The 19145-nt window shown below is 68.5% G+C and carries 21 protein-coding genes and 1 riboswitch; of the genes, 13 read left to right on the top strand and 8 right to left on the bottom strand.

Annotated elements, in window-relative coordinates; translation table 11 throughout:
- Positions 1-139 precede the first annotated feature (139 nt).
- The 6 genes from AC5RVG_RS05235 to AC5RVG_RS05260 all read left to right on the top strand — a co-directional run bounded on the left by AC5RVG_RS05235 (position 140) and on the right by AC5RVG_RS05260 (position 3723).
- Positions 140-592, top strand: a complete 453-nt coding sequence (locus AC5RVG_RS05235; RefSeq protein ID WP_494000798.1) for a septum formation family protein — start codon at positions 140-142, stop codon at positions 590-592.
- A gap of 196 nt (positions 593-788) precedes the next feature.
- On the top strand, positions 789-1160 hold the full coding sequence (locus AC5RVG_RS05240; RefSeq protein WP_494000799.1) for a glyoxalase superfamily protein: 372 nt from the start codon (positions 789-791) through the stop codon (positions 1158-1160).
- Between the two features lie 425 nt (positions 1161-1585).
- Complete coding sequence (locus tag AC5RVG_RS05245; protein ID WP_494000800.1) at positions 1586-1834, top strand: hypothetical protein; 249 nt, start codon at positions 1586-1588, stop codon at positions 1832-1834.
- A gap of 191 nt (positions 1835-2025) precedes the next feature.
- Positions 2026-2415 carry a VOC family protein gene (locus AC5RVG_RS05250; RefSeq protein ID WP_494012963.1) on the top strand — a complete coding sequence of 130 codons (390 nt, stop codon included), beginning with the start codon at positions 2026-2028 and terminating at the stop codon, positions 2413-2415.
- A gap of 48 nt (positions 2416-2463) precedes the next feature.
- A complete protein-coding gene (locus tag AC5RVG_RS05255) occupies positions 2464-2754 on the top strand; it encodes an acylphosphatase (protein ID WP_494000802.1) in 291 nt (96 codons plus the stop codon).
- Positions 2755-3180: 426 nt separating this feature from the next.
- Positions 3181-3723, top strand: coding sequence for an AMIN-like domain-containing (lipo)protein (locus tag AC5RVG_RS05260; RefSeq protein ID WP_494000803.1), 543 nt, complete (start codon positions 3181-3183; stop codon positions 3721-3723).
- 136 nt (positions 3724-3859) lie between these two features.
- On the opposite strand, the gene AC5RVG_RS05265 is transcribed toward AC5RVG_RS05260, so the two are convergent.
- Complete coding sequence (locus tag AC5RVG_RS05265) at positions 3860-5767, bottom strand: penicillin-binding transpeptidase domain-containing protein (RefSeq protein WP_494012964.1); 1908 nt, start codon at positions 5765-5767, stop codon at positions 3860-3862.
- 145 nt (positions 5768-5912) lie between these two features.
- Here AC5RVG_RS05265 and AC5RVG_RS05270 point away from each other — a divergent pair, with 145 nt between their 5' ends.
- The 7 genes from AC5RVG_RS05270 to AC5RVG_RS05300 all read left to right on the top strand — a co-directional run bounded on the left by AC5RVG_RS05270 (position 5913) and on the right by AC5RVG_RS05300 (position 11592).
- A complete protein-coding gene (locus tag AC5RVG_RS05270; protein WP_494000805.1) occupies positions 5913-6839 on the top strand; it encodes a diacylglycerol/lipid kinase family protein in 927 nt (308 codons plus the stop codon).
- A 164-nt stretch (positions 6840-7003) separates the two neighbouring features.
- A complete protein-coding gene (locus tag AC5RVG_RS05275) occupies positions 7004-7822 on the top strand; it encodes an amino acid ABC transporter substrate-binding protein (RefSeq protein ID WP_494000806.1) in 819 nt (272 codons plus the stop codon).
- Positions 7823-7865: 43 nt separating this feature from the next.
- Positions 7866-8525 (top strand): amino acid ABC transporter permease, encoded by a 660-nt coding sequence (locus AC5RVG_RS05280; protein WP_494001307.1) that lies wholly within the window; start codon positions 7866-7868, stop codon positions 8523-8525.
- Entirely contained in the window at positions 8512-9318 is an 807-nt protein-coding gene (locus AC5RVG_RS05285) for an amino acid ABC transporter ATP-binding protein (RefSeq protein WP_494000807.1), read from the top strand. Before AC5RVG_RS05280 ends, AC5RVG_RS05285 begins: the two co-directional genes overlap by 14 nt.
- A gap of 268 nt (positions 9319-9586) precedes the next feature.
- On the top strand, positions 9587-9799 hold the full coding sequence (locus AC5RVG_RS05290; protein WP_494000808.1) for a hypothetical protein: 213 nt from the start codon (positions 9587-9589) through the stop codon (positions 9797-9799).
- A gap of 87 nt (positions 9800-9886) precedes the next feature.
- Positions 9887-10756: a prephenate dehydratase gene (locus AC5RVG_RS05295; protein ID WP_494000809.1), complete on the top strand. Its 870-nt coding sequence runs from the start codon at positions 9887-9889 to the stop codon at positions 10754-10756.
- Positions 10757-10918: 162 nt separating this feature from the next.
- Positions 10919-11033: riboswitch (SAM riboswitch) on the top strand.
- A 52-nt stretch (positions 11034-11085) separates the two neighbouring features.
- A complete protein-coding gene (locus AC5RVG_RS05300) occupies positions 11086-11592 on the top strand; it encodes a flavin reductase family protein (RefSeq protein WP_494000810.1) in 507 nt (168 codons plus the stop codon).
- A gap of 49 nt (positions 11593-11641) precedes the next feature.
- Here AC5RVG_RS05300 and AC5RVG_RS05305 read toward each other — a convergent pair whose 3' ends face one another.
- From AC5RVG_RS05305 to AC5RVG_RS05335, 7 genes are all read right to left on the bottom strand, one after another.
- Positions 11642-12631 carry an aldo/keto reductase gene (locus tag AC5RVG_RS05305; RefSeq protein ID WP_494000811.1) on the bottom strand — a complete coding sequence of 330 codons (990 nt, stop codon included), beginning with the start codon at positions 12629-12631 and terminating at the stop codon, positions 11642-11644.
- Positions 12632-12764: 133 nt separating this feature from the next.
- Entirely contained in the window at positions 12765-13781 is a 1017-nt protein-coding gene (locus AC5RVG_RS05310) for an alpha/beta hydrolase (protein WP_494000812.1), read from the bottom strand.
- A 186-nt stretch (positions 13782-13967) separates the two neighbouring features.
- Positions 13968-14345, bottom strand: a complete 378-nt coding sequence (locus AC5RVG_RS05315; RefSeq protein ID WP_494000813.1) for a hypothetical protein — start codon at positions 14343-14345, stop codon at positions 13968-13970.
- A 115-nt stretch (positions 14346-14460) separates the two neighbouring features.
- The gene (locus tag AC5RVG_RS05320; RefSeq protein WP_494000814.1) at positions 14461-15393 is read right to left on the bottom strand and encodes a cytochrome b/b6 domain-containing protein; all 933 of its coding nucleotides are present in this window, start codon (positions 15391-15393) and stop codon (positions 14461-14463) included.
- Between the two features lie 132 nt (positions 15394-15525).
- A complete protein-coding gene (locus tag AC5RVG_RS05325; protein ID WP_494000815.1) occupies positions 15526-16233 on the bottom strand; it encodes a FadR/GntR family transcriptional regulator in 708 nt (235 codons plus the stop codon).
- Complete coding sequence (locus AC5RVG_RS05330; protein ID WP_494000816.1) at positions 16230-17576, bottom strand: MFS transporter; 1347 nt, start codon at positions 17574-17576, stop codon at positions 16230-16232. The genes AC5RVG_RS05325 and AC5RVG_RS05330 overlap by 4 nt, the downstream gene beginning before the upstream one ends.
- A 250-nt stretch (positions 17577-17826) precedes the next feature.
- Complete coding sequence (locus AC5RVG_RS05335) at positions 17827-19050, bottom strand: glycerophosphodiester phosphodiesterase family protein (RefSeq protein ID WP_494000817.1); 1224 nt, start codon at positions 19048-19050, stop codon at positions 17827-17829.
- Between the last annotated feature and the right edge of the window lie 95 nt (positions 19051-19145).

The following is a 19145-nucleotide window of genomic DNA, read 5'->3' on the forward strand; positions in this document are numbered from 1 at the left end:
GGCGGAAGCTGGAGCGGCATCCCCGGCCACGGCTAGTGCCACTCCGCCAGCCTCCGGCGGCGGGTACGCCAGCGGCCCTGCCGCCGGCACATCCCAGGGACCCGTCCGGCTGGCCTCTCCCCCGCCGGGTCGCCCGACCATGGCACCCGCGGAGACCGTGGGAGCAGCGGATCCGGAGGGCACTAGTGCCTACATCGACGACTTCCTCGCCACGCAATGGTCTTCCGGCGTGGAGCCCTCGGCCCTGAGTGAGGCAGCCGTCGGCGACTGTGCGTTCTTCGATTGGGAGTATTCCTCCGGCCCCACGACCACCGCGTTGTTTCAGGTGCCCTGCCAGGAACCGCATGAAGGCGAGATATTCGGCACCATCACCCACGCCGGCGAGCTGTATCCGGGTCAGTCAGCACTGGAACGCGAGGCCGGACCCCGGTGCGGCGAGGTGATGTCCCAGTTTCTCGAAGCCCGGTTGATTCCGGACGGAACGCACCGGCTCTTGTTCCCTACGCAAGCGGATTGGGATTCGGGTGATCGCACGTCCGTTTGCCTGTACCACCCCGGCTCCCTGTTGGAGCGCGGCTATTTCGGGGATTAGCTGGCCGCGGCCGCCATCGGGTGCATCATCTCTGGCTGGCCACAGCTGCTCCCACCCGTGCCGCCTGGCTCCCACCCGCGGCCCCTGTTCGAAACGTCCGAGGGGTACCGGCTCCATCTGGTTGCGGACCGGGCCTGACCGCAGTCCCGCGCCAACCCCTACCGCCGGGCGCCCTGCCGGCGCTAGCGTGTCCGGCATGGAGATGAAACTCGAACTGGTGGCCGTGCCGGTCACCGACGTCGACCGGGCCAAACATTTTTACGTTGAGCAGGTCGGCTTCCACGCCGACCACGACCACCGGGTAAGCGACGGCCTGCGGTTCGTGCAGCTCACGCCGCCCGGCTCGGCCTGTTCCATCGTGATCGGCGAGGGCATCACGGAGATGGCACCCGGCTCGCAGCAGGGGCTCCAGATGGTCGTTGCCGATGCCCAAGCGGCCCGGGAAGAACTGCTCAGCCGCGGCGTCGCAGCGAGCGACGTGGACGCGCAGCCGTGGGGTAAGTTCGTCTACTTCAGCGACCCGGACGGCAACACCTGGGCGCTGCAGCAGCTGCCGCCCAGGGACTGAACCTGCCGCTCGCGTGCTGGCCCCTGAGGCTTCCGGGCCTGGCCAGTGGCGCCGCAGCGCCGCGGGAAACCGCCCGCCGTCTGCCGTGGACGCAGCCTGGCTCCGTTTGCGGCCACCGGCGAGGGCCCAAAAAACTTTTCCTGCTCCGGCGGAATAATCCGGCCCTCCAAAGGTGTTCCTTAAAGTGAGACTGCCAACGGACAGCTGAGGGACCACCAACAAGTTTGCAGCAGGGATCAGCGGAGAAGCTCTTTCCCGCGCCCTGCCGCCTCGCAGCCCCTGTCGTCAGCGCTCGCCGCCACCCGGCAGGAGCCGGCGCTTCACGCCTGACGAGCAGTCCCCGAACGATGCCACGGCAGGGTCGGCCCCACAGCTGATCCGCCTGGCACAGCACGCCCTTACCGCCACAACACAGGAGGTCACGGATGACACTATCCGCACCCGGTCAGTCCCCGCTGGTCAATTCCACCCCCACCCGTATCCGCAATCTCGGACATCTGCGCCGCGGCGATTCGGTCGAGGCCCGCATGGACAATGCCGTCCAGTACCGGGGCCGCGTCGACCGTACCGCGCCCGGCGTCGGCCTGGTGTGGATCCGTGATGAGTCGGACGGCTCGCGCCGCGCCATCAGCACGCAGGACTGCACGGTCTGGCGGCTGCCGCAGAAGGGCTGACATCAGCACGGGGCGGCACAGCCACCCCAACGGAGCGGACGGCTTCGGCGACCACACGGCGCCGGCGTCGTCCGTTGCTTCGTTAACCCGGACCTTCCCGGTTCTGCGCTTGTCCGGCGGGCCTGGCCGGAGTTGAATGGAGCCAGCATTGGGGCCGGCTTCCGTCCCGGCCACCGCCTTCGGAGCATGCCATGGCCGTCTCGTTCAACCACACCATCGTCTACGCCGCAGACAAAACGGCGTCGGCGGAATTCTTTGCGGAGATCTTCGGCCTCGATCCGCCGCAGCCCATGTTCGGACACTTCATGACGGTCCTGCTGGAGGGCGGCGTGGCACTCGACTACGCGGACACCGCCGGGAACGTGCAGCCCCAGCATTACGCCTTCCTGGTCGCCGAGGACGACTTCGACGGGATCCTCACGCGCATCCGGTCGGCCGGAATCGCCTACTGGGCAGACCCGGGCCGCAGCCGACCCCAGCAAATCAACCGCAACGACGGCGGCCGCGGCGTGTACTTCACCGACCCGAACGGCCACTTTCTGGAGGCCATCACGCGCCCCTACGGTTCCGGCGCTGCCTGAAGCGAGGCGCCGTCGTACGCTGGACCGATGTTCGAACAGGAGCGAAGCATGCAACAGGAACCCACCGGGAACGTCCGCCTGAGCGCGACGGTGAGCGGCCGGGTCCAGGGAGTGGGCTTCCGGTACTGGGCACGGGAACGCGCCGAACGCCTGGGGCTGGTGGGCTCGGCCGTGAACCAGGCGGACGGCACCGTGGGCGTGGTGGCAGAGGGGCCGCGCGATGCGGTGCGGCAGTTCGCGGCCGCGTTCGAATCCGGCACGGCGCCGGGGCGGGTGGACGCGGTCGAAGCGACGTACGGCCCGCCCACCGGCGGGTTCAGGACCTTCGAAGTGGGCTGAAGGGGTCTGCACTGGGCTGCAGGGGCTGCAGGGGCTGCAGGGGCGCCGGGGACGCCTGCGGGCGGCGCCTATGGTGTGACGTTTAAATCGAGCCGGCCCCGCGGTATGTTCACGCGGGACCGGCTCTTTGGGGGATCGCCGGCCCGGCAAAAACGTGGGGGTCCGAACCGGCTAATGCTGGAATTATGCCACTGGCCGCGCCTTTAAATTGCAGCACTGTGATTTATGTTACGAAACGTCGTAACACTTCTCCCCGCCGTGTTTGGTTACGGGCGGAGTGCGTTTCCGATTACCGAAGGATCAAGAAAAGCGTGCCCGGGCCGCGTGCCGTAACGGTTGCGGCGTTATCGCGGACGTGCCGGGTCCCGTCGCGGAAAACGCCCCTATCCTGAGTGCATCTGTCACCCCCATGAAAGGCGGTGTGCCATGCGCAAGCTCCCCACATGGCTGTCCGTAATCCTGTTGGTTCTCGGCCTGGGATTGGTGGCGCCCGGCCCCGCCACCGCGGCGCCCTACTGCGGCATCACCTGGGGCTCGACGCCGGAGTCCGCGCCGGGGACCACGACCGCACCCATTACCAACGTGCGCACCGGCCGGCACGCCTGTTTCGACCGCATGGTTGTGGACCTGCGCGGCGACGTGGCCGGCTACTCGGTGAGGTACGGGACGGTGCGGGCCCAAGGATCCGGCCATGTAATCCCCTTGCGCGGCGGCGCCGATCTGGCCGTGGTCGTGAAGGCTCCGGCGTATGACTCCAACGGGCGCGGCACCTACCGGCCTGCCAACCCGAAGGAGCTGGTGAACGTCACCGGCTACACCACCTTCCGCCAGCTCTCCTGGGGCGGCAGTTTCGAGGGGTACACCACCATCGGCCTCGGCGTGCGCGCCCGCCTGCCGTTCCGGGTCTTCACCCTGGACGGCCCGGGCAGCATGTCCCGCCTGGTGATTGACGTGGCCCACCGCTGGTAAGCCTGGAACTCTGCAGGCAGGCCGGCGGCTGGCGGGCGAAGGCCGGGCCTTGGCCGGCCGCTGGCGACGTCGGTGCCCGCCTTCGGTGCCTTCAGGCACCTTGGCGGGCGCCGGCGTCGTCGTCGTCGTTTGATGCCTAGCCGGCGGCGGCTTCCAGAAAAGCCTCGGCCAGCGGGCCCGCGGTTTCGGAGCCCAGCTCGCCGTCCTCCACGAACACCGCGATGGCAAGGTCCCCGTGGCCGGCGATCACCCAGGAGTGGGTCTGCGGCGGGTCCTGCGAGCCGTACTCTGCGGTGCCGGTCTTGCCGATGGCGGGCTTCCCGGGCAGGTCGGCCAGGTTGGCCAGATAGCCGTCCACCACGGCCGAGCGCATCATGCTGCGCAACTGCTTGGCTTCCCCGGCGGTCAGTTCAGGCACGTCCGGGAGCTCGGCCTTGGGGTCGTGACCGTCCACCAGCGTCGGCACGACCGAACCGCCTTCCACCACGGCCGCCATCATCGTGGCCAGCGCCAGCGGCGACGCCTGCACCCGTGACTGGCCGATCAGCGAGGCCGCGTGCGCGGTCCCCTTGGTGTCCTCCCGCGGCACGTCGCCCATGAAGGCCTCGATGCCGGGGTTCGCGGTCATGCCGATGCCCAGGGCGCCGGCGGCATCAGCCAGCTGGTCCTGGGAAAGTTCCCGGTGCTCGGCGATGAACGCGGTGTTGCAGGAGTGCGCGATGGCCTCGGTCAAGGTGATCCGGCCGGTGAACTCGGCGGGGTAGCTGTCCGCGTTCTCAAAGCTTCGGCCGTCCACGACCAGTTCCGGGTCACAGGTGACGGCGGAATCGGGCGTCGCGCCGTTGCGCAGCATGCCCAGCGCGGTGGCGATCTTGAAGGCGGAACCGGGGGCGTACCGGCCCAGGAACGCGGTGTTGTAGCCTTCGCTGTCCGGACCGTTCGCGGCCGCCAGGACGGCACCGGTCGACGGCCGCAGCGCGACGATCGAACTCGGCGAGTCGATGTCGGCCAGGATGTCCTCGGCTGCCGACTGCAACTTCGGCACGAGCGTGGTTTTCACGTTTTCGCCGTCCACCGGGTCTTGGCGGAACAGCTGGCGGGACGGCGCTTCGCCGCCCTCTTCGGCGGGCTGCCCGACGGCGGAGACGGTGACTCCCGGCGTGCCGGAGAGCTCGGTGTTGAAGGCTTCCTGCAAGCCGGACGAGCCTACGGTCTCGCCCGCGGCCACGGTGCCCTTGGACTTCTCGATGTCTTCGGCCGTGGCCTCCCGGACCGATCCCAACACCGGCGCGGCGAAGGTGCGGTTGGGCGCCAACGGAATCTGGTCACCTACCGCCAGGAAGCCCTCGATGTCCTTCAGCTTCTTCTGGTCCAACTTGTCAAAGGCGTCCTCACGCAGCGTGATGGCGTCCACGAATGCCTTGGGCCCGTAGGCTTCAACCTTTTCCAGGTAAGCGGCGGCATCGATGTTTACCAGCTTGGCCAGCGCGCGCGCGGAGTCCTCGGCGGTCGCTGTGTCCAGGCCTGTCTTGTCGATGCCAACGACCCTGACCGGGCGGTTCTTCACGATCGCCTCACCCTCGGCGTCGAGGATCTGGCCGCGCCGCGGTTCCTCGGTGGAGAGCACCAGCCGTTCGCCCTCGGCAAGCGAGGGCTCCAGGATTTCGGGCTTCCACCGCACGTGCCAGGTGTCCTCGGCGTAGTGCAGGTCGGCCCTGGTGGTGTAGCTCCAGCCCTGCTCCGCATCGGCCACCGGCCAGTCATAGGAAAGGGTGGCCCGGAAGAGGTTGGATTCGACCTCTTCGACGCCTTCCACGGTGACTTCGGGCTCCAAGGGGGCCATCCCCTCGGTCAGCGCGGCCAGTTGTTCCTGCACCTGGGCGCCGGTGGCATCGGCGAAGGCCACGTTCGACACGTCATTGGCAGCCAACGCTTCCGCCAGTGCCCGGGCGGTCGGATCCGGCGATTCCCGCTCCGGAGCGCAGGCAGAGACCGCTACCGTCAGCAGCAGGGCGGTGATTGATGCAAGTGCGCGCCGAAGCAATTCTTCTCCCGGATCCGAGGGTGTCCTGTTAGAACCTATAAGCGGCCAGCAGCGATGTCGAGCCGGGCGGCACCGGCGGGATGGTGCTTGAATGGGTTCGTCGGGACGTCGGCCTTCAGCCGGCAAACAGGACAGTAAGGACACCATGACCGAATCCGCTCCCCCAGCTTCCCGCCGTGCCGCGGTGGTCTGGAACCCGTCCAAGAAGTTCAACTTCGACCTGGTGGCGCTGGTCGAGGGCCTGTGCGCCGAGACCGGCTGGCAGCCGCCGCTCTGGCTCGAGACCACGCTCGAAGATCCGGGCGCCGGCCAGGCGCACCAGGCGCTGGAAGCGGGCGTCGATCTGGTCATCGCCGCCGGCGGTGACGGAACGGTGCGGCGGGTGGCCGGCCGGCTGGCGGCGACCGACATGCCGCTGGGCGTGATCCCGCTGGGCACCGGCAACCTGCTGGCCCGCAACCTGGACCTGCCGGTTGACGACCCGGAGACCGCTGCCGGCATCGCGTTGGCCGGCCGGGACCGGCGGATCGACGTGGTCCGGGCCACCGTGGACAGGTCGGGCGGTGACTCCGTGTTTTTGGTCATGGCCGGCCTCGGCTTCGACGCCGCCGTGATTGGCGGCACCGACGACGGCCTCAAGGACCGTATCGGGTGGCTGGCGTACGTGGAAGCCGGCCTGCGCAACCTTCCGGGCAAGCCGGTCCGTGCCACGGTCACCATAGACGGCGGCAAGCCCATGACCGTGCGGATGCGCAGCGTAATGGGCGGGAACTGCGGCAAGATCCAGGGCGGATTCGAGATGTTCCCCGGTGCGCAGCTCGACGACGGCCTGCTGGACGTCATGACCATCTCCCCGCGTGGCCGGCTGGGCTGGCTCGGCGTGCTGGCCGGGCTCGCCAAACGCGGCCGGAGCGTGGATCCTTCGGTTGACTACTACCAGGGCAAGCACGTGGAGATCCACGCCGGCCGGCCCCAGGAGATGCAGCTGGACGGCGACCATATTGGCATGGGGTCCCGTTTGATGATGCGCGTCGATCCGGGCGCACTCGTGGTGCGGGTGGCACCCGAATAGAACAATAACGACGCCGGTGCGCGCCGCCGGGAGTGCGGCTGCTCACATTGCCGACACAGTTCGGAACATATCTTGAGGTACCCGTTGTTGCACGTGGTAGCTTCAGCGTTTGCCGGCCACCCGCCGGTTGGCTCGTCGTCCCACATCACAAGGGGTTTTCCACCATGATTCGTCGTCGTTTGTCCGTCCTCGGTGCCGCCGCAGCCGCCGCCCTGGTGCTGGCCGGCTGCAGCACGTCCTCGCCGTCGGGGTCGGAGCCGGCGACCTCCTCCGCCGCGACCACGCTGCAGGAGATCCAGGACGCAGGCGTGATCACCGTGGGGACCGAGGGGACCTACCGCCCGTTCTCCTTCCACGAGAACGGCACCGGCGACCTGACCGGTTACGACGTAGAGGTCGTCACCGCGGTGGCGGACAAGCTCGGCGTCGACGTGCGGTTTGAAGAGACCCAGTGGGACGCCATCTTCGCGGGGCTGGAGGCGGGCCGTTTCGACGTAATCGCCAATCAGGTTTCGATCAACGAAGACCGCCTGGCCAAGTACGACTTCTCGGACCCGTACACGGTCAGCACCGGCGTCGTCGTCGTGAAGTCGGACAACAACGACATTTCCTCCCTGGCGGATCTGGAGGGCAAAACGTCCGCCCAGTCGCTGACCAGCAACTTCTACAAACTGGCCAAGGGCGCCGGAGCCAATGTCGAGGCCGTGGAGGGCTGGGCGCAGGCGGTTTCGCTGCTGGAGCAGGGCCGGGTGGACGCCACGGTCAACGACAAGCTGACCTACCTGGACTACCAGGCCACCAACGACAACAAAGACATCAAGGTAGCCGCCGAAACGGACGAAGAAACGCAGAGCGCCTTCGCCTTCCAGAAGGGCAGCGACGAGCTGGTGGAGGCCTTCAACACGGCGCTGGAGGAGCTGCGCGCCGACGGCACGCTGGCAAAGATCTCCGAGAAGTACTTCGGCGCGGACGTCAGCAAGTAAATCCGGCCGCTTCAAAGGGAGACGCTAACGTAACCGTATGGACATCGACTGGGAGCTCGTCGGCAGTTCACTCTGGCCTATAGTCCAGGGCGGGCTGACCGGCACCATCCCCCTCTCGCTGGCCAGCTTCGCCATCGGCCTGCTGCTGGCGCTCGTCGTGGCCCTGATGCGCTTGAGCCGCAACCGGATCCTGGCCGGCATCGCGCGCGCCTACGTCTCGGTGATCCGCGGCACCCCGCTGCTCGTCCAGCTGTTCGTGATCTTCTACGGCCTGCCGTCGATCGGCGTGGTGCTTGAACCGTGGCCGAGCGCCATCATCGCGTTCTCCCTGAACGTGGGCGGCTATGCGGCCGAAATCATCCGCGCCGCGATTCTGTCCGTCCCCAAGGGCCAGTGGGAAGCCGGCCACACCATCGGCATGGCCGGCACCACCACCCTGCGCCGCATCATCCTGCCGCAGGCCGCGCGGGTGTCGGTGCCGCCGCTGTCCAATACGTTCATCTCGCTGGTCAAGGACACCTCCCTCGCTTCCCTGATCCTGGTCACCGAGGCGTTCCGGGCCGCCCAGGAAATCGCGGCGTTCAGCCAGGAGTTCATGCTGCTCTACATTGAGGCCGCGGCGGTCTACTGGGTGTTCTGCCTGGTGCTCTCCGCCGGGCAGTCCCGACTGGAGAAGAGGCTGGACCGCTATGTCGCCCACTGACGTCCCCTCCGCCGCCGCTTCGCAGCCCGGCTCCGCCGCAGGGCCGGTGCTCTCCGTAGAGGGGCTGCGCAAGTCCTTCGGCAGCAACCAGGTGCTCAAGTCCATCGACCTCTCCGTCCAGACGGGCGGGGTACTGGCCCTGATCGGACCCTCCGGGTCGGGCAAAACCACCGTGCTGCGCTGCCTGAACGGCTTGGAAATCCCCGACGGCGGGCGGGTCGCCTTTTCGGGCGGGCCGGCCGTGGATTTCGGTTCGCCGGTGAACCGAAAACAGATCGCCGCCCTGCGCGACCGAAGCGCCATGGTGTTCCAGCACTACAACCTGTTCCCGCACATGACCGTGCTGCAGAACATCATCGAGGGCCCGGTCCAGGTGCAGAAGCGGTCCAAGGCCGAAGCGGTGCGCGAGGCCAGGTCGCTGCTGGACCGTGTCGGGCTCTCCGGCAAGGAAGACCAGTACCCGCATCAGCTCTCCGGCGGACAGCAGCAGCGGGTCGGCATTGTCCGGGCGCTGGCGCTCAAACCTTCGCTGCTGCTGTTCGACGAGCCCACGTCCGCACTGGATCCTGAACTGGTGGGCGACGTGCTGCACGTGATCAAGGAACTGGCTGACGAGGGCTGGACCATGGCCCTGGTCACCCACGAGCTGGCCTTCGCCCGTGAAGTGGCCAGCGAAGTGGTGTTCATGGACGGCGGCGTGGTGGTGGAACGCGGACACCCCGAACAGGTGCTGCGCGAACCGCGGGAGGAGCGCACCCGGCAGTTCGTCCACCGGCTGCTCAACCCGTTCTAGGACCGGGTTCACTTCCGGCTGCCCCCACCCTCCCCCCGACGGCTCCCTGCATCCGCGGGGGGGGGGGCCCGCCTGCACCGGTCCACAGCACCACGCCGCCACGCCGGGTGTGGCGCACGCCACGCCGGTGCGAAATTCATCTGATGTCATCTGGGATGGCAGAATGTAAAGTTCCATGCACCGTTCCGCATGGCAGGCTCGTTCCGGCCGGAAGCTTCCATCCCGCGTTTCTCCTGCGCGGAAACCTCCGGCCACGAAAGGCAGAACCATGGCCACTTCCCTGGCTACCAAGTCGTTGACCGCACAGACGGCTTCCGAAGCGCACGATCTCCTGAATGCTGCGGTCGAAGAGTTGCAAAAGCTCGCCGCCATCGACGGCGATTGCGGCATCTTGGTCACTCGCACCGGCCCCGGGCAGTTTACGGTGGAGCTGAGCGACGACGTGCCCTACGGCATCACCCAGGAATCGCATCTGTACTAAGCGGTTGGCGGGCCGGTCCCGGTTATATGACGCCGCCCGGTTGCCCGGAATGAAGCGCCGGCCCGCCCCGGTGGGATAATTTCGCCCATGGCTCCAGCGATTGCGTACCAAGGTGAACCCGGCTCGAACTCCCACATGGCTTGCCTGGAAGTGCGCCCCGGTTGGGAAGCGGTGCCGTGTGCCAGCTTCGAGGATGCGTTCGCTGCCGTCACCGGCGGCGAGGCGGAACTGGCCATGATCCCCATCGACAACTCGATCGCCGGGCGGGTGGCGGACATCCACGCCCTGCTGCCGAAGACCACCCTGCAGATCGTGGAGGAATTCTTCCTGCCCATCCGTTTCAGCCTGCTGGGCGTACGCGGGGCCACCGTGGAGCAGGCCCGGGAGGTGCACAGCCACATCCATGCTTTGGGCCAGTGCCGCAAGCTGATCCGCAGGCTCGGGCTCACTCCGGTCATCGCCGGCGACACCGCCGGTTCGGCCCGGGAGGTGGCCGAATGGAAGGACCCGACCAAGGTCTCCCTGGCGCCGCCGATGGCCGCCGAACTCTACGGCCTGGAGGTTTTCGCGGAAAAGGTCGAAGACGATCCGACGAACACCACACGGTTCGTGGTGCTGGCCGACCGCCGGCCGGTCCCGTCCCGCGAGGAACTTCCCGGTCCGGCCGTGACCAGCTTCGTGTTCCGCGTGCGGAACGTGCCGTCCGCGCTGTACAAGGCGCTGGGCGGTTTCGCCACCAACGGCATCAACATGACCCGGTTGGAGAGCTACATGGTGGGCGGCGAGTTTGCCGCCACCATGTTCATGGTGGACGTCGAAGGCCACCCGGACGATCCGGCCATGGTCCACGCCTTCGAGGAACTGGACTTCTTCACCACCGAAATCCGCATCCTGGGCGTCTACCCGGCGCATCCGTTCCGGCAGCAGACCGTGCGCCCGGGCGCCGCCGCGCAGTAGCCGTGGCGCCAGCAGTCGGACAGTAGCCTTCGGGGCAGCAGCCGTCGCACGGCCGCCCGTCGGGCAGCAGCCACCTCGCGTGGCCCGGGAGTAAAACGCTGCATTTGACGAACTGTTACCGGCGTTTGACCCAGGCCCTTCCCCGCTCTTAGCGTGGAGACGAATCAAGAGCGCCAACTTCACAGCCCTGGCTGGTTGGCCGGCAACCCTCTACCGTAGCGGGGTGCTCCAGGTGATGATTCGGCCCGCCGGGGATGTCGGCAGGCAAGTACGCGTATCCACCCGCAGCAGCTCGGCCGCAGCGGATGCGCCCAAGCCCCAAGGACGCCATGTCGCTACACCATGACCTGACCCCCCACACGTTGCGCTCCGCCTTCGGCCGGTTCCCCTCGGGCATCGCGGCGCTGTGCGCGACCGTCGACGGCGAGCCGCAGGGCATCGTCGCCTCCTCGTTCACCGTGGGCGTCTCCCTCGAGCCGCCGCTGGTGATGTTCGCCGTGCAAAACACCTCACGGACCTGGCCGCTGGTCCGGCGGGCCAACCGGATCGGCGTCTCGGTGCTCGGCACCGGGCACGACGGCGTCTGCCGCCAGATCGCGTCCAGGACCGGTGACCGCTTTGCCGGCCTGAGCCTGCACGGCACCGACGACGGCGCGCTTTTCCTCAACGACGCGGCGCTCTGGCTGGACTGCTCGGTGCACCAGGAAGTCCCGGCCGGGGACCACCACGTCGTGCTGCTGCAGGTGCACGGACTGTCCACGCACGACGGCACCCACGAGCCCCTGGTCTTCCACGATTCCGCGTTCCGCCGGTTGGAACAGCCGGCCTTCGTCTAGGACGCATGGTCCCGGCCCCGCCCGCAGCTGCGGGGCCGGGCGCGGGCAGCTAAGGCAGCGGCCTGCCTCGGGCCGCCACCCACAGGGAGTACCACTCCTCGCGGGTCATCGATGCTCCAACCGCTTCCGCCTCGGCACAGGCCCGGATCCGGTCCGGGCTGCTGGTACCGACGACCGGCCGGATGCCTGCCGGATGCCGCAGCAGCCAGCCCAGCACCACGGCCTCGGGCGGGCACCCCTTGTCCCGGGCAAGTTCCGTGACCAGGGCTGCCGCTGCTTGATCCGCCGGGGGAGAGGCATCCGCGGGCGCGGAAGCATCCGGTGTCGCGGCCTCCGCTGCCGCACGCCCGCTGTACCGGCCCTGGGCCAGCGCTCCCCAGGCCTGCAGCTCCACCCCGTGGGCGGCGCAGTATTCCAAGGTGCCGTGCGGGAAGCTGATCCCCGGTCCCTCCGGGTGGTTCACCAGCACCCCTGACTCCAGCCAGTCGCGTCGGTACAGGCTCATTTCCAGCTGGTTCACCGCCAGCGGTTCATCCAGCGCCGACTGCAGCCAGCGCATCTGTTCGCCGGACATGTTCGAGACACCAAGGCGGCGGACCTTCCCGGCCATCCGAAGCTCGTTGAACGCCGCGGCGATCTCTTCGGCCGGCGTCAGCGGATCGGGCCGGTGGATCAGCAGCGTATCCAGGTGATCGGTGTGCAGCCGGCGCAGGCTCTCGTCGGTGCGGGTCAGGATGGCTTTCCGCGAGGAGTCGTAGTGCCCGACCATGCCGGGGGCCGGCAGCCGGATGCCGCATTTGCCCTGCAGCCGGATCGAGTCGCGCAGCTCGGGACTTCCGGCCAACACCCGCCCGAACGCGGCCTCGGCCTTGCCGTGGGCGTAGATGTCGGCGTGGTCGAACGTCGTGATCCCGGCCTCCAGCGCCGCCGCCACGGCCGCGTGCGCGGCCGCCACATCGGCCGCTTCCAGCGGCCCGCTCCCCCAGCCACCACCCAACCCCATGCAGCCGAATATGAGGCGCGAGCCGGCGTCGTTCATTGAAAGTTCCCCCTTCGCTGGACAGGTTTCCAGCGTACGACGGCGGTGCCCGGGGAGGCGTCGGCGCCGGCCGGGTGATGCAGACACCGAAGAACACTCCTCGTAGCGGGGCGCCGATTCAACTCGGGCGGCATCAGCCGGTGTGGCGACGGAGGAACGCCACGCTGCGCTCCAGCACCTGCCACGCCGCTTCCAACTCCAGGTTGAACTGGAACTGGTGCCCTAGGCCGGCCTCCGTATGGGGGAAGAACTCCTCCACGGCCGCGCCCTTGATCCGCAGCGCTTCGACCAGCCCGAGCGAGTGCGGCAGCAACGGGTCCGTGTTGCCCGCTGACACGAAAGCCGGCGGGTAATCGGCGCCCACGTGCTTGGCCACGGAGGCCAGCGCGACGTACGGACGCTCCAGATAGTCTTTGGCCCCGGTGTAGGACCACAGCACCGTGCGCAGGTAATTCTGGTTCCCGGCCTGGTCCGCCCCGGCGAGCGAGAGGTCGTACGCCCCGCAGTGCAGCAGCACCGCGCGCAGCCGCTCCGGCTTCATGGGCGAGGCAATGCCGAGCCTTTTGGCATAGTCGGGATCGGCGATGACGAGCGCCAGTTGCGCGGCAATTTGCGCGCCCGCCGAGTCCCCGGCCAGCACGATCCGCTCGGTATCGATGTGAAGCCGCTCGGCATTGTGTTCCAGGTAGCGCAGCGCGGCGGCCGTCTGGCGCACCGGCGCGGGGTAGCGGCGCACGTGGGCCAGCGAATAGTCCACCCCCACGGCGGTGAAGCCGTAGGAGGCGAGGATTCGAAGGTAATTGGCGACGTCGTTCTTGGTGCCGGAGATCCAGGCCCCGCCGTGGATCCAGACAATTGTCGGAAGACGCAGCGAATCCTCGGCCGCCTTGTCCGGGAAGAACACGTCCAGGCGGGTATGCCCGTGGTTGCTGAGGTATTCCTGATCCAATACTTCGCTGATTCCGTCCGGCACGTGCCGGGCCATCGCGCGGGCCGTGCGCCGGCCGTCCCGTTCCGACAGCACCCGCAGCAGCACCGCCAGCGGCCGGGGGCTGAAGCGCAGCCACAGGACCAGGCCGCCGGCAAGGGCCGCCGGGACGGTGACGAGCACGGCAACTGCTGTCAGTGCGCGGCGGATACGGACCTGCATGGCTTCCTCCGATCGGCCGGTAGTGAACCAATCGTGAGCCCGCCCCGCCCGCGGGGCAAGCCCCTCCCCTGCCTGACCGTCAATCGCCGGACCCCCCCGCCCGCGAAGGGCCGTGAGGCCCGCAAACGGCTGGACGGCCACCGACGAAAAGCCTTGCAGCTCGCCCGCCAAGGGCGGGAAACCACGTCAACCGAGGGCAACCACCAGGCTCAGCGCGGCCAAGACCAGGGCGACCGGCGTCATGGTCCACCGCTCGGGCTTGCTGCGCGAGATGGCGTTCATCAGGACGCCGACGAACAGGTACGCGGTCAGGACCCAGCCAAGAACGAGCGACGCGGTCTCCGGCAACGCGTCGAGAAACTGCGCGCGGTCCATGATGACGAACACGAAGAACGCATACAGGAGCACCGAGACCGCGCTCCCGATGCGCAGCTTCGCCGGCAGGATGCGGTGGCTTCCTCCCCAGGCGAACCGGCCCAGCGGCAGGCCCGCGGCCAGCAGGATCTGGAAGACGGCCAACAGCGCGAAGACAAGGCACGCGGCGATGGCCGCAACGGTGATCATGGGGAGCAGTGTAGCGGTGCAGCCTTCAGCCGCGGTCAGGCGGTCAGCGGCTGGCGGTAAGGCGGCGGCCACGCGTGCCACGCGGTCAGCGGCCGGCGATCAGGCGGCCGCGCGGTCAGCGGCTCGTGACCTTGCCCGTCAGCGAGGCGATCGGGCGCAGGAAGATCGGCCGGGCCAGGAACCAAGCCGCCACGGTCACCGCAACGGAGGCGGCAAAGATCCAGAAACCGGTCCATCCGCCGTCGTCCGTGGCCGCATACATGTGGTTGAGGTTGCGCAGCGCGCCGGTGGCCAGCACCAGGGTCACGTGCACGATGATGAACAGCACGAAGTACACCATCACCGGGAAGTGGATGGCCCGGGCCGCCTCAATCGGGAAGTATTTGTTGACCGCGGCCCGCTTGGGCCAGGCGGCCGAGGTGCGCAGGCCGGAGACGATGGCCAGCGGGGCGGCGATGAAGACGGTGGCGAAGTAGGTCAGCAGCTGCAGCGCGTTGTAGTTCACCCACCCGTTCTCCAGCGGCCAGTCCAGCGAGGCGTACTGCAGCACAGCGGACAGCGCGTTCGGGAAGATGTCCCAACTGGTGGGCACAATCCGCATCCAGTGCCCGGTCGCGAAGATCAGCACCATGAAGACGATGCCGTTCAGCACCCACAACGCATCCAGCGTCAGGTGGAACCACAGGTTCAGGGTGATCTTGGTGGGCGCGTTCTTGGTCTTCACCAGGCCCTTGTTGTTGCGTGTCCAGTACGCCGGCGAGCGGGTACCGGCCCGTACCTGCAGGCCGGTGCGGATGATCAACACGATCAGGAAGAAGTTGAGGAAGTGCTGCCAGCCCAGCCAGGCGGGCAGCCCGACGGGCGCGGATTCGGGCAGTTCGGAACGGCCCGGGTAGGCGGCCAGGAAGTCCTGGACGCCCGGCATCGTGCGCATCCATTTGGCCAGCAACACCAACAGCAGGAGCACGACGACGGCGCCGGCCACCGCCGCGGTGATCTTCAGCCACGTCTTCCGGGTGCTCCCGGACGGTTTCGTCGAAGTGGACATCGCCAGCTTTCCTCGTTCCCTGCGTCCCGACAGTCCGGGCTTCGTGATTCAAGGTACCCCGGCGGGGCGGCATCATGCCACACGCGCGGCCGCGGCGGCCAGAGCCCGCCGCAGCACGGCGTGAGCATGGCGTTATTGGCCGTGCTGCGGCATCCATTTCAGGCAGTAGCGCAGGTTGGCGGTGACGGTCCGCACCGCGGCTTCTTCGTCTCCGGCCGCGATGGCGTCCGCGAGGTCCTCGTGTCCGGCGCGCAGGCATCCATCGAAGCCGTCCCGCAATCGCTGGGCCATCTTGGTCCCGTGGAACACATCGCCGAAGCTGCCGTACAGCTCGTGCAACAGCTGGTTGCCGGAGGCCTCGGCCACGGCCAGGTGGAAGTCCCAGTCCGCAGCGATCCAGCCTTCCAGGTCTTGTTCGGCCCACGCATGCCGGCGCCGGGCCAGCCTCTCCCGCAGCGCCTCCACGGCGCCGCCGGGGCCCGACGGCTCGGATCGCGACGATTGCGCCGCCAGCCGCGCCGCCTGGGTGTCGAGCGCGAAGCGCACCTGGAGCACGTCCTCGTCGTCGTACTCCCGGTAGGCGCGGCGGGCGGTGCCGCTGATCTCGCTGGTGGCGCGCACGTACGTGCCGTCGCCGCGGCGCACCTCGAGCATCCCGGCGTGGGCCAAAGCCTTGACCGCCTCGCGCAGCGTGCCGCGGGAGACGCCCAGACTCGCCATCAGTTCCGGCTCCGAAGGGATCCGGGCACCCAGCTGCCACCGCCCCGCCGCGATGGACTCCCGCAGCCTGGACGTCACTTCCTCCGCGAGCGGCGGCCGCTGGAGCGGGCCGGACCTCACGGCCGCGCCTCCCGCACCAGGCCGCTGACCGCATGGGCCAGCAGCAGTTGCATCGCCGCGCCGGCCACCAGGAGCACCAGCGGGATGGTCCAGTCGGCGAGTGCATCGTGCAGCAGGCCGAGCCCGAACGGGCCCAGTGCGGCGAAGAGGTAGCCGACCGATTGGGCCAGCGTGGACAGCGCGGTGGTCTCGGCCGCGTCCGAACCGCTGCGGCTGATCACCAGCATCAGCAGCGGGAAAACCCCGAAACCCAGTCCGATCAAAACCGCGGGCAGCACGGCGAGCTCGGCAGGCAGCACCAGCAAGGCGAGGTAGCCCACCAGCGACGCCGCGCAGGTCATCATGAAAGCCGGCCGCAGCAGGCCCGGCCGCGCCGCCATGGACAACAGCAGCACGACGGCGGGGATGGACACCAGCTGGACCAGCGCGAGCAGCTGCCCGGCGGCCGCGGCATCCACCCCGCGCGAGATCAGGATGTACGGCAGCCAGCCCATCACGGAATAGACGAGCAGCGCCTGGATGGTGAACAGGCCGGTGAGCAGCGCGCCCTTGCGCGTGAGCAGCAGCGGCCACGGCGACGAATGGACTCGCGTCGGTGTGCCCGACCCGCGCCTGCCGACCACGGCCATGGGAAGGAACACCGCGAGCCCGACGACGGCCAGCAGCGCCCAGACGGCCAGCGCGAGCGACGGCGAGTCCAACTGTGCGGCCAGCGGGACGCTGACGGCCGCGGCCAGGGTGGCGCCGACGGACATGGAGATGGTGTAGGCCCCGGTCATCGTCGACGGCCGGTGCGCGAAGTACTTGCGGATGAACGCCGGCAGCGCCACGTTGCAGACCGCCAGTCCGGACATGGACACCACCGTGCCGGCCAGCAGCATCCCGACGGATTCGACTCCGCGCAGGCCCAAGCCGGCAATCAGCAGTGTCAGCGCGAGTGCGATGGCGCGTTCCAGCCCCATGCGGCTGCTCAGCCAGGCGGTCGCGGCTCCGGCCACGGCGAAACACAACACGGGAACGGTGGGCAGCAGTGCGGCGACCAGCGGCCCGTACCCCAGCAGCTGCTGCAGGTCGTGGAAGAGCGCGGCCGCGCTGGCAATACCAGCCCGGAGGTTCAACCCGATGAGTATCACGGCGGCTACGGCCGCGGCAATGAACCAGCGGCGGTCCGCGGCGGCGGGCGCCGGGGCAGGCTCCTGCACGTTGAGCTCCGGCACCAGGGCCTCGGCGAACTCCCGCGGAGCCTCGTCGCTGCCCGGCGCATGGTCGCCGCCCGGCGCGTGGTCGCTGCCCAGCGCGTGGTCCCCGCTGCTGCCGCCGCTGGGCCGTCGCTCTAAAATCATTCTCTAAACGTTAGACGTTTGATGTCTGAGCACCAAAATGCCCGGTCCGCCAGGCAGGGCCGGCCGGAATGGCACGCGGCGAGAGCACAGCCGTCGGTACTTTGGGGGACGCCCGGTCCGTCCTCCCGCCGCCCGGCGAGAGCTTCGCCGTCGCAGCTTCGGGCGCACGTTTGGGCAACGCGATTAACGAGGCCCGCACCTCGGGCAAGGCCGCCCGAGGTGCCGGCGTCGGAGCTGCAGAACCTGCCGCCTAGTTGGCGAAGACGTCCTGCAGCGTGCCCTGCGGGGCCCACAGCGCAATGGAGTCGCCGGTGTTGTTCAGTACTGACGCGGTGCCATTGTTGTAGTAGGCCTCGGCGCTGTTGGTGCCGGGACCGGTGTAGACCCGCAACTCCGCGCCGGGGGCAAGCACGTAGCCCTCGCCCACAGCCAGGATATTGTTCGCCGCGTCGCGGATGATGTAGCCGCTGGCGTCGATGCTGTGGTTGGCGGTGTTGCGCAGCACCACGTGCTCGCCGGTCTCCGGCTGAACGTCGCTGCCGGCGGGGTCATTCACCGCGCCGGCGATTTCCAGGCCGGTGCCCGCGGGGAAGGGCTTCCGCCCGTCCAGGTAGCGCATGGTCTGGATCGGGAAGTCACCGGTGACGGCATCGACGCCGAGGTCGACGGAGTGCTGGACGGCCTCGGGCGAGTTGGCGGTGTAGACGCCGACGACCAGCCCGGCGGCCTTGGCGTCTGCAACATTTTGCGCCGTCAGGGTGCGGTAGTTGGTGCCGATTGAATCGGCAAAGGCCGCCCAGGATTCCAGCGTGGCCGGACCCGGGACGGTGCTCGAGAGCTGCTGCAGCGCGATCTCGGGGGCCAGGTCGGCGAAGGTGCGGTTGGAGGCCTCGTCGAAGCCGAGGACCTGGACCTTGTCGGCGGCAACAAGCTTCGTCCAGGCGGCATCGGTGCGGAGCTCGTCGGCGACGAGCTGTTCGATGCCCGGGGAGTTCTTCGGCGACTTGATTTCGATGTACACGCCGGTCTTCACCGTGGCGATCTTCGCCGCGTCATCCAGGTGCGGGATCCGCTCCCCCTGGTACTTGGCGCCGAAGTAGGATCCGGCGTCGAGCTGCTGCAATTCATCCCAAGTAAAGGACGTGATGGGGTCCCCGGCACGCTCGGGAAATACTTCCTCCACGTTGGTGGTCCGGGCCGGAGTGTCGTCGTGGAACAGGAACGGTACGCCATCGGCGCTGAGCTGGACGTCGATCTCGAAGAAGTCGGCGCCGGAGGCGCGCCCGTCCTTGAAGGCCGCAACCGTATTTTCGGGGGCGGTGCCGGCGGCCCCGCGGTGGCCGATCAGCAGCGGGGCTTCATCCTGCCCGCCCGGGTTGTTCTGCGCGCCGGCCGCCGGGGCGGCCACGAGGGTAGCGCCGACGGCGACGGCCGCGGCGGAGGTGGTCAATGTTTTGAGCAGGCGAGATGCCATGGGATATGACGCCCTTCGTAGTGGTTGTCCGGGTTTCCCCGCCATCGAGCTTCACAGCGCCAGTGGACCTGCGGGCCAACTGGCTGTGAACTCGC

This window comes from Arthrobacter senegalensis (assembly GCF_059091765.1).

Bases quoted from the DNA above. Each gene is read 5' to 3' on its own strand.
- AC5RVG_RS05315 (WP_494000813.1), bottom strand. From the start codon at position 14,345: ATGATCACCGTTGCGGCCATCGCCGCGTGCCTTGTCTTCGCGCTGTTG.
- AC5RVG_RS05285 (WP_494000807.1), top strand. From the start codon at position 8,512: ATGTCGCCCACTGACGTCCCCTCCGCCGCCGCTTCGCAGCCCGGCTCC.
- AC5RVG_RS05300 (WP_494000810.1), top strand. From the start codon at position 11,086: ATGTCGCTACACCATGACCTGACCCCCCACACGTTGCGCTCCGCCTTC.
- AC5RVG_RS05335 (WP_494000817.1), bottom strand. From the start codon at position 19,050: ATGGCATCTCGCCTGCTCAAAACATTGACCACCTCCGCCGCGGCCGTC.
- AC5RVG_RS05260 (WP_494000803.1), top strand. From the start codon at position 3,181: ATGCGCAAGCTCCCCACATGGCTGTCCGTAATCCTGTTGGTTCTCGGC.
- AC5RVG_RS05240 (WP_494000799.1), top strand. From the start codon at position 789: ATGGAGATGAAACTCGAACTGGTGGCCGTGCCGGTCACCGACGTCGAC.
- AC5RVG_RS05320 (WP_494000814.1), bottom strand. From the start codon at position 15,393: ATGTCCACTTCGACGAAACCGTCCGGGAGCACCCGGAAGACGTGGCTG.
- AC5RVG_RS05235 (WP_494000798.1), top strand. From the start codon at position 140: ATGGCACCCGCGGAGACCGTGGGAGCAGCGGATCCGGAGGGCACTAGT.
- AC5RVG_RS05270 (WP_494000805.1), top strand. From the start codon at position 5,913: ATGACCGAATCCGCTCCCCCAGCTTCCCGCCGTGCCGCGGTGGTCTGG.
- AC5RVG_RS05310 (WP_494000812.1), bottom strand. From the start codon at position 13,781: ATGCAGGTCCGTATCCGCCGCGCACTGACAGCAGTTGCCGTGCTCGTC.
- AC5RVG_RS05295 (WP_494000809.1), top strand. From the start codon at position 9,887: ATGGCTCCAGCGATTGCGTACCAAGGTGAACCCGGCTCGAACTCCCAC.
- AC5RVG_RS05305 (WP_494000811.1), bottom strand. From the start codon at position 12,631: ATGAACGACGCCGGCTCGCGCCTCATATTCGGCTGCATGGGGTTGGGT.
- AC5RVG_RS05330 (WP_494000816.1), bottom strand. From the start codon at position 17,576: ATGATTTTAGAGCGACGGCCCAGCGGCGGCAGCAGCGGGGACCACGCG.
- AC5RVG_RS05250 (WP_494012963.1), top strand. From the start codon at position 2,026: ATGGCCGTCTCGTTCAACCACACCATCGTCTACGCCGCAGACAAAACG.
- AC5RVG_RS05245 (WP_494000800.1), top strand. From the start codon at position 1,586: ATGACACTATCCGCACCCGGTCAGTCCCCGCTGGTCAATTCCACCCCC.
- AC5RVG_RS05275 (WP_494000806.1), top strand. From the start codon at position 7,004: ATGATTCGTCGTCGTTTGTCCGTCCTCGGTGCCGCCGCAGCCGCCGCC.
- AC5RVG_RS05290 (WP_494000808.1), top strand. From the start codon at position 9,587: ATGGCCACTTCCCTGGCTACCAAGTCGTTGACCGCACAGACGGCTTCC.
- AC5RVG_RS05255 (WP_494000802.1), top strand. From the start codon at position 2,464: ATGCAACAGGAACCCACCGGGAACGTCCGCCTGAGCGCGACGGTGAGC.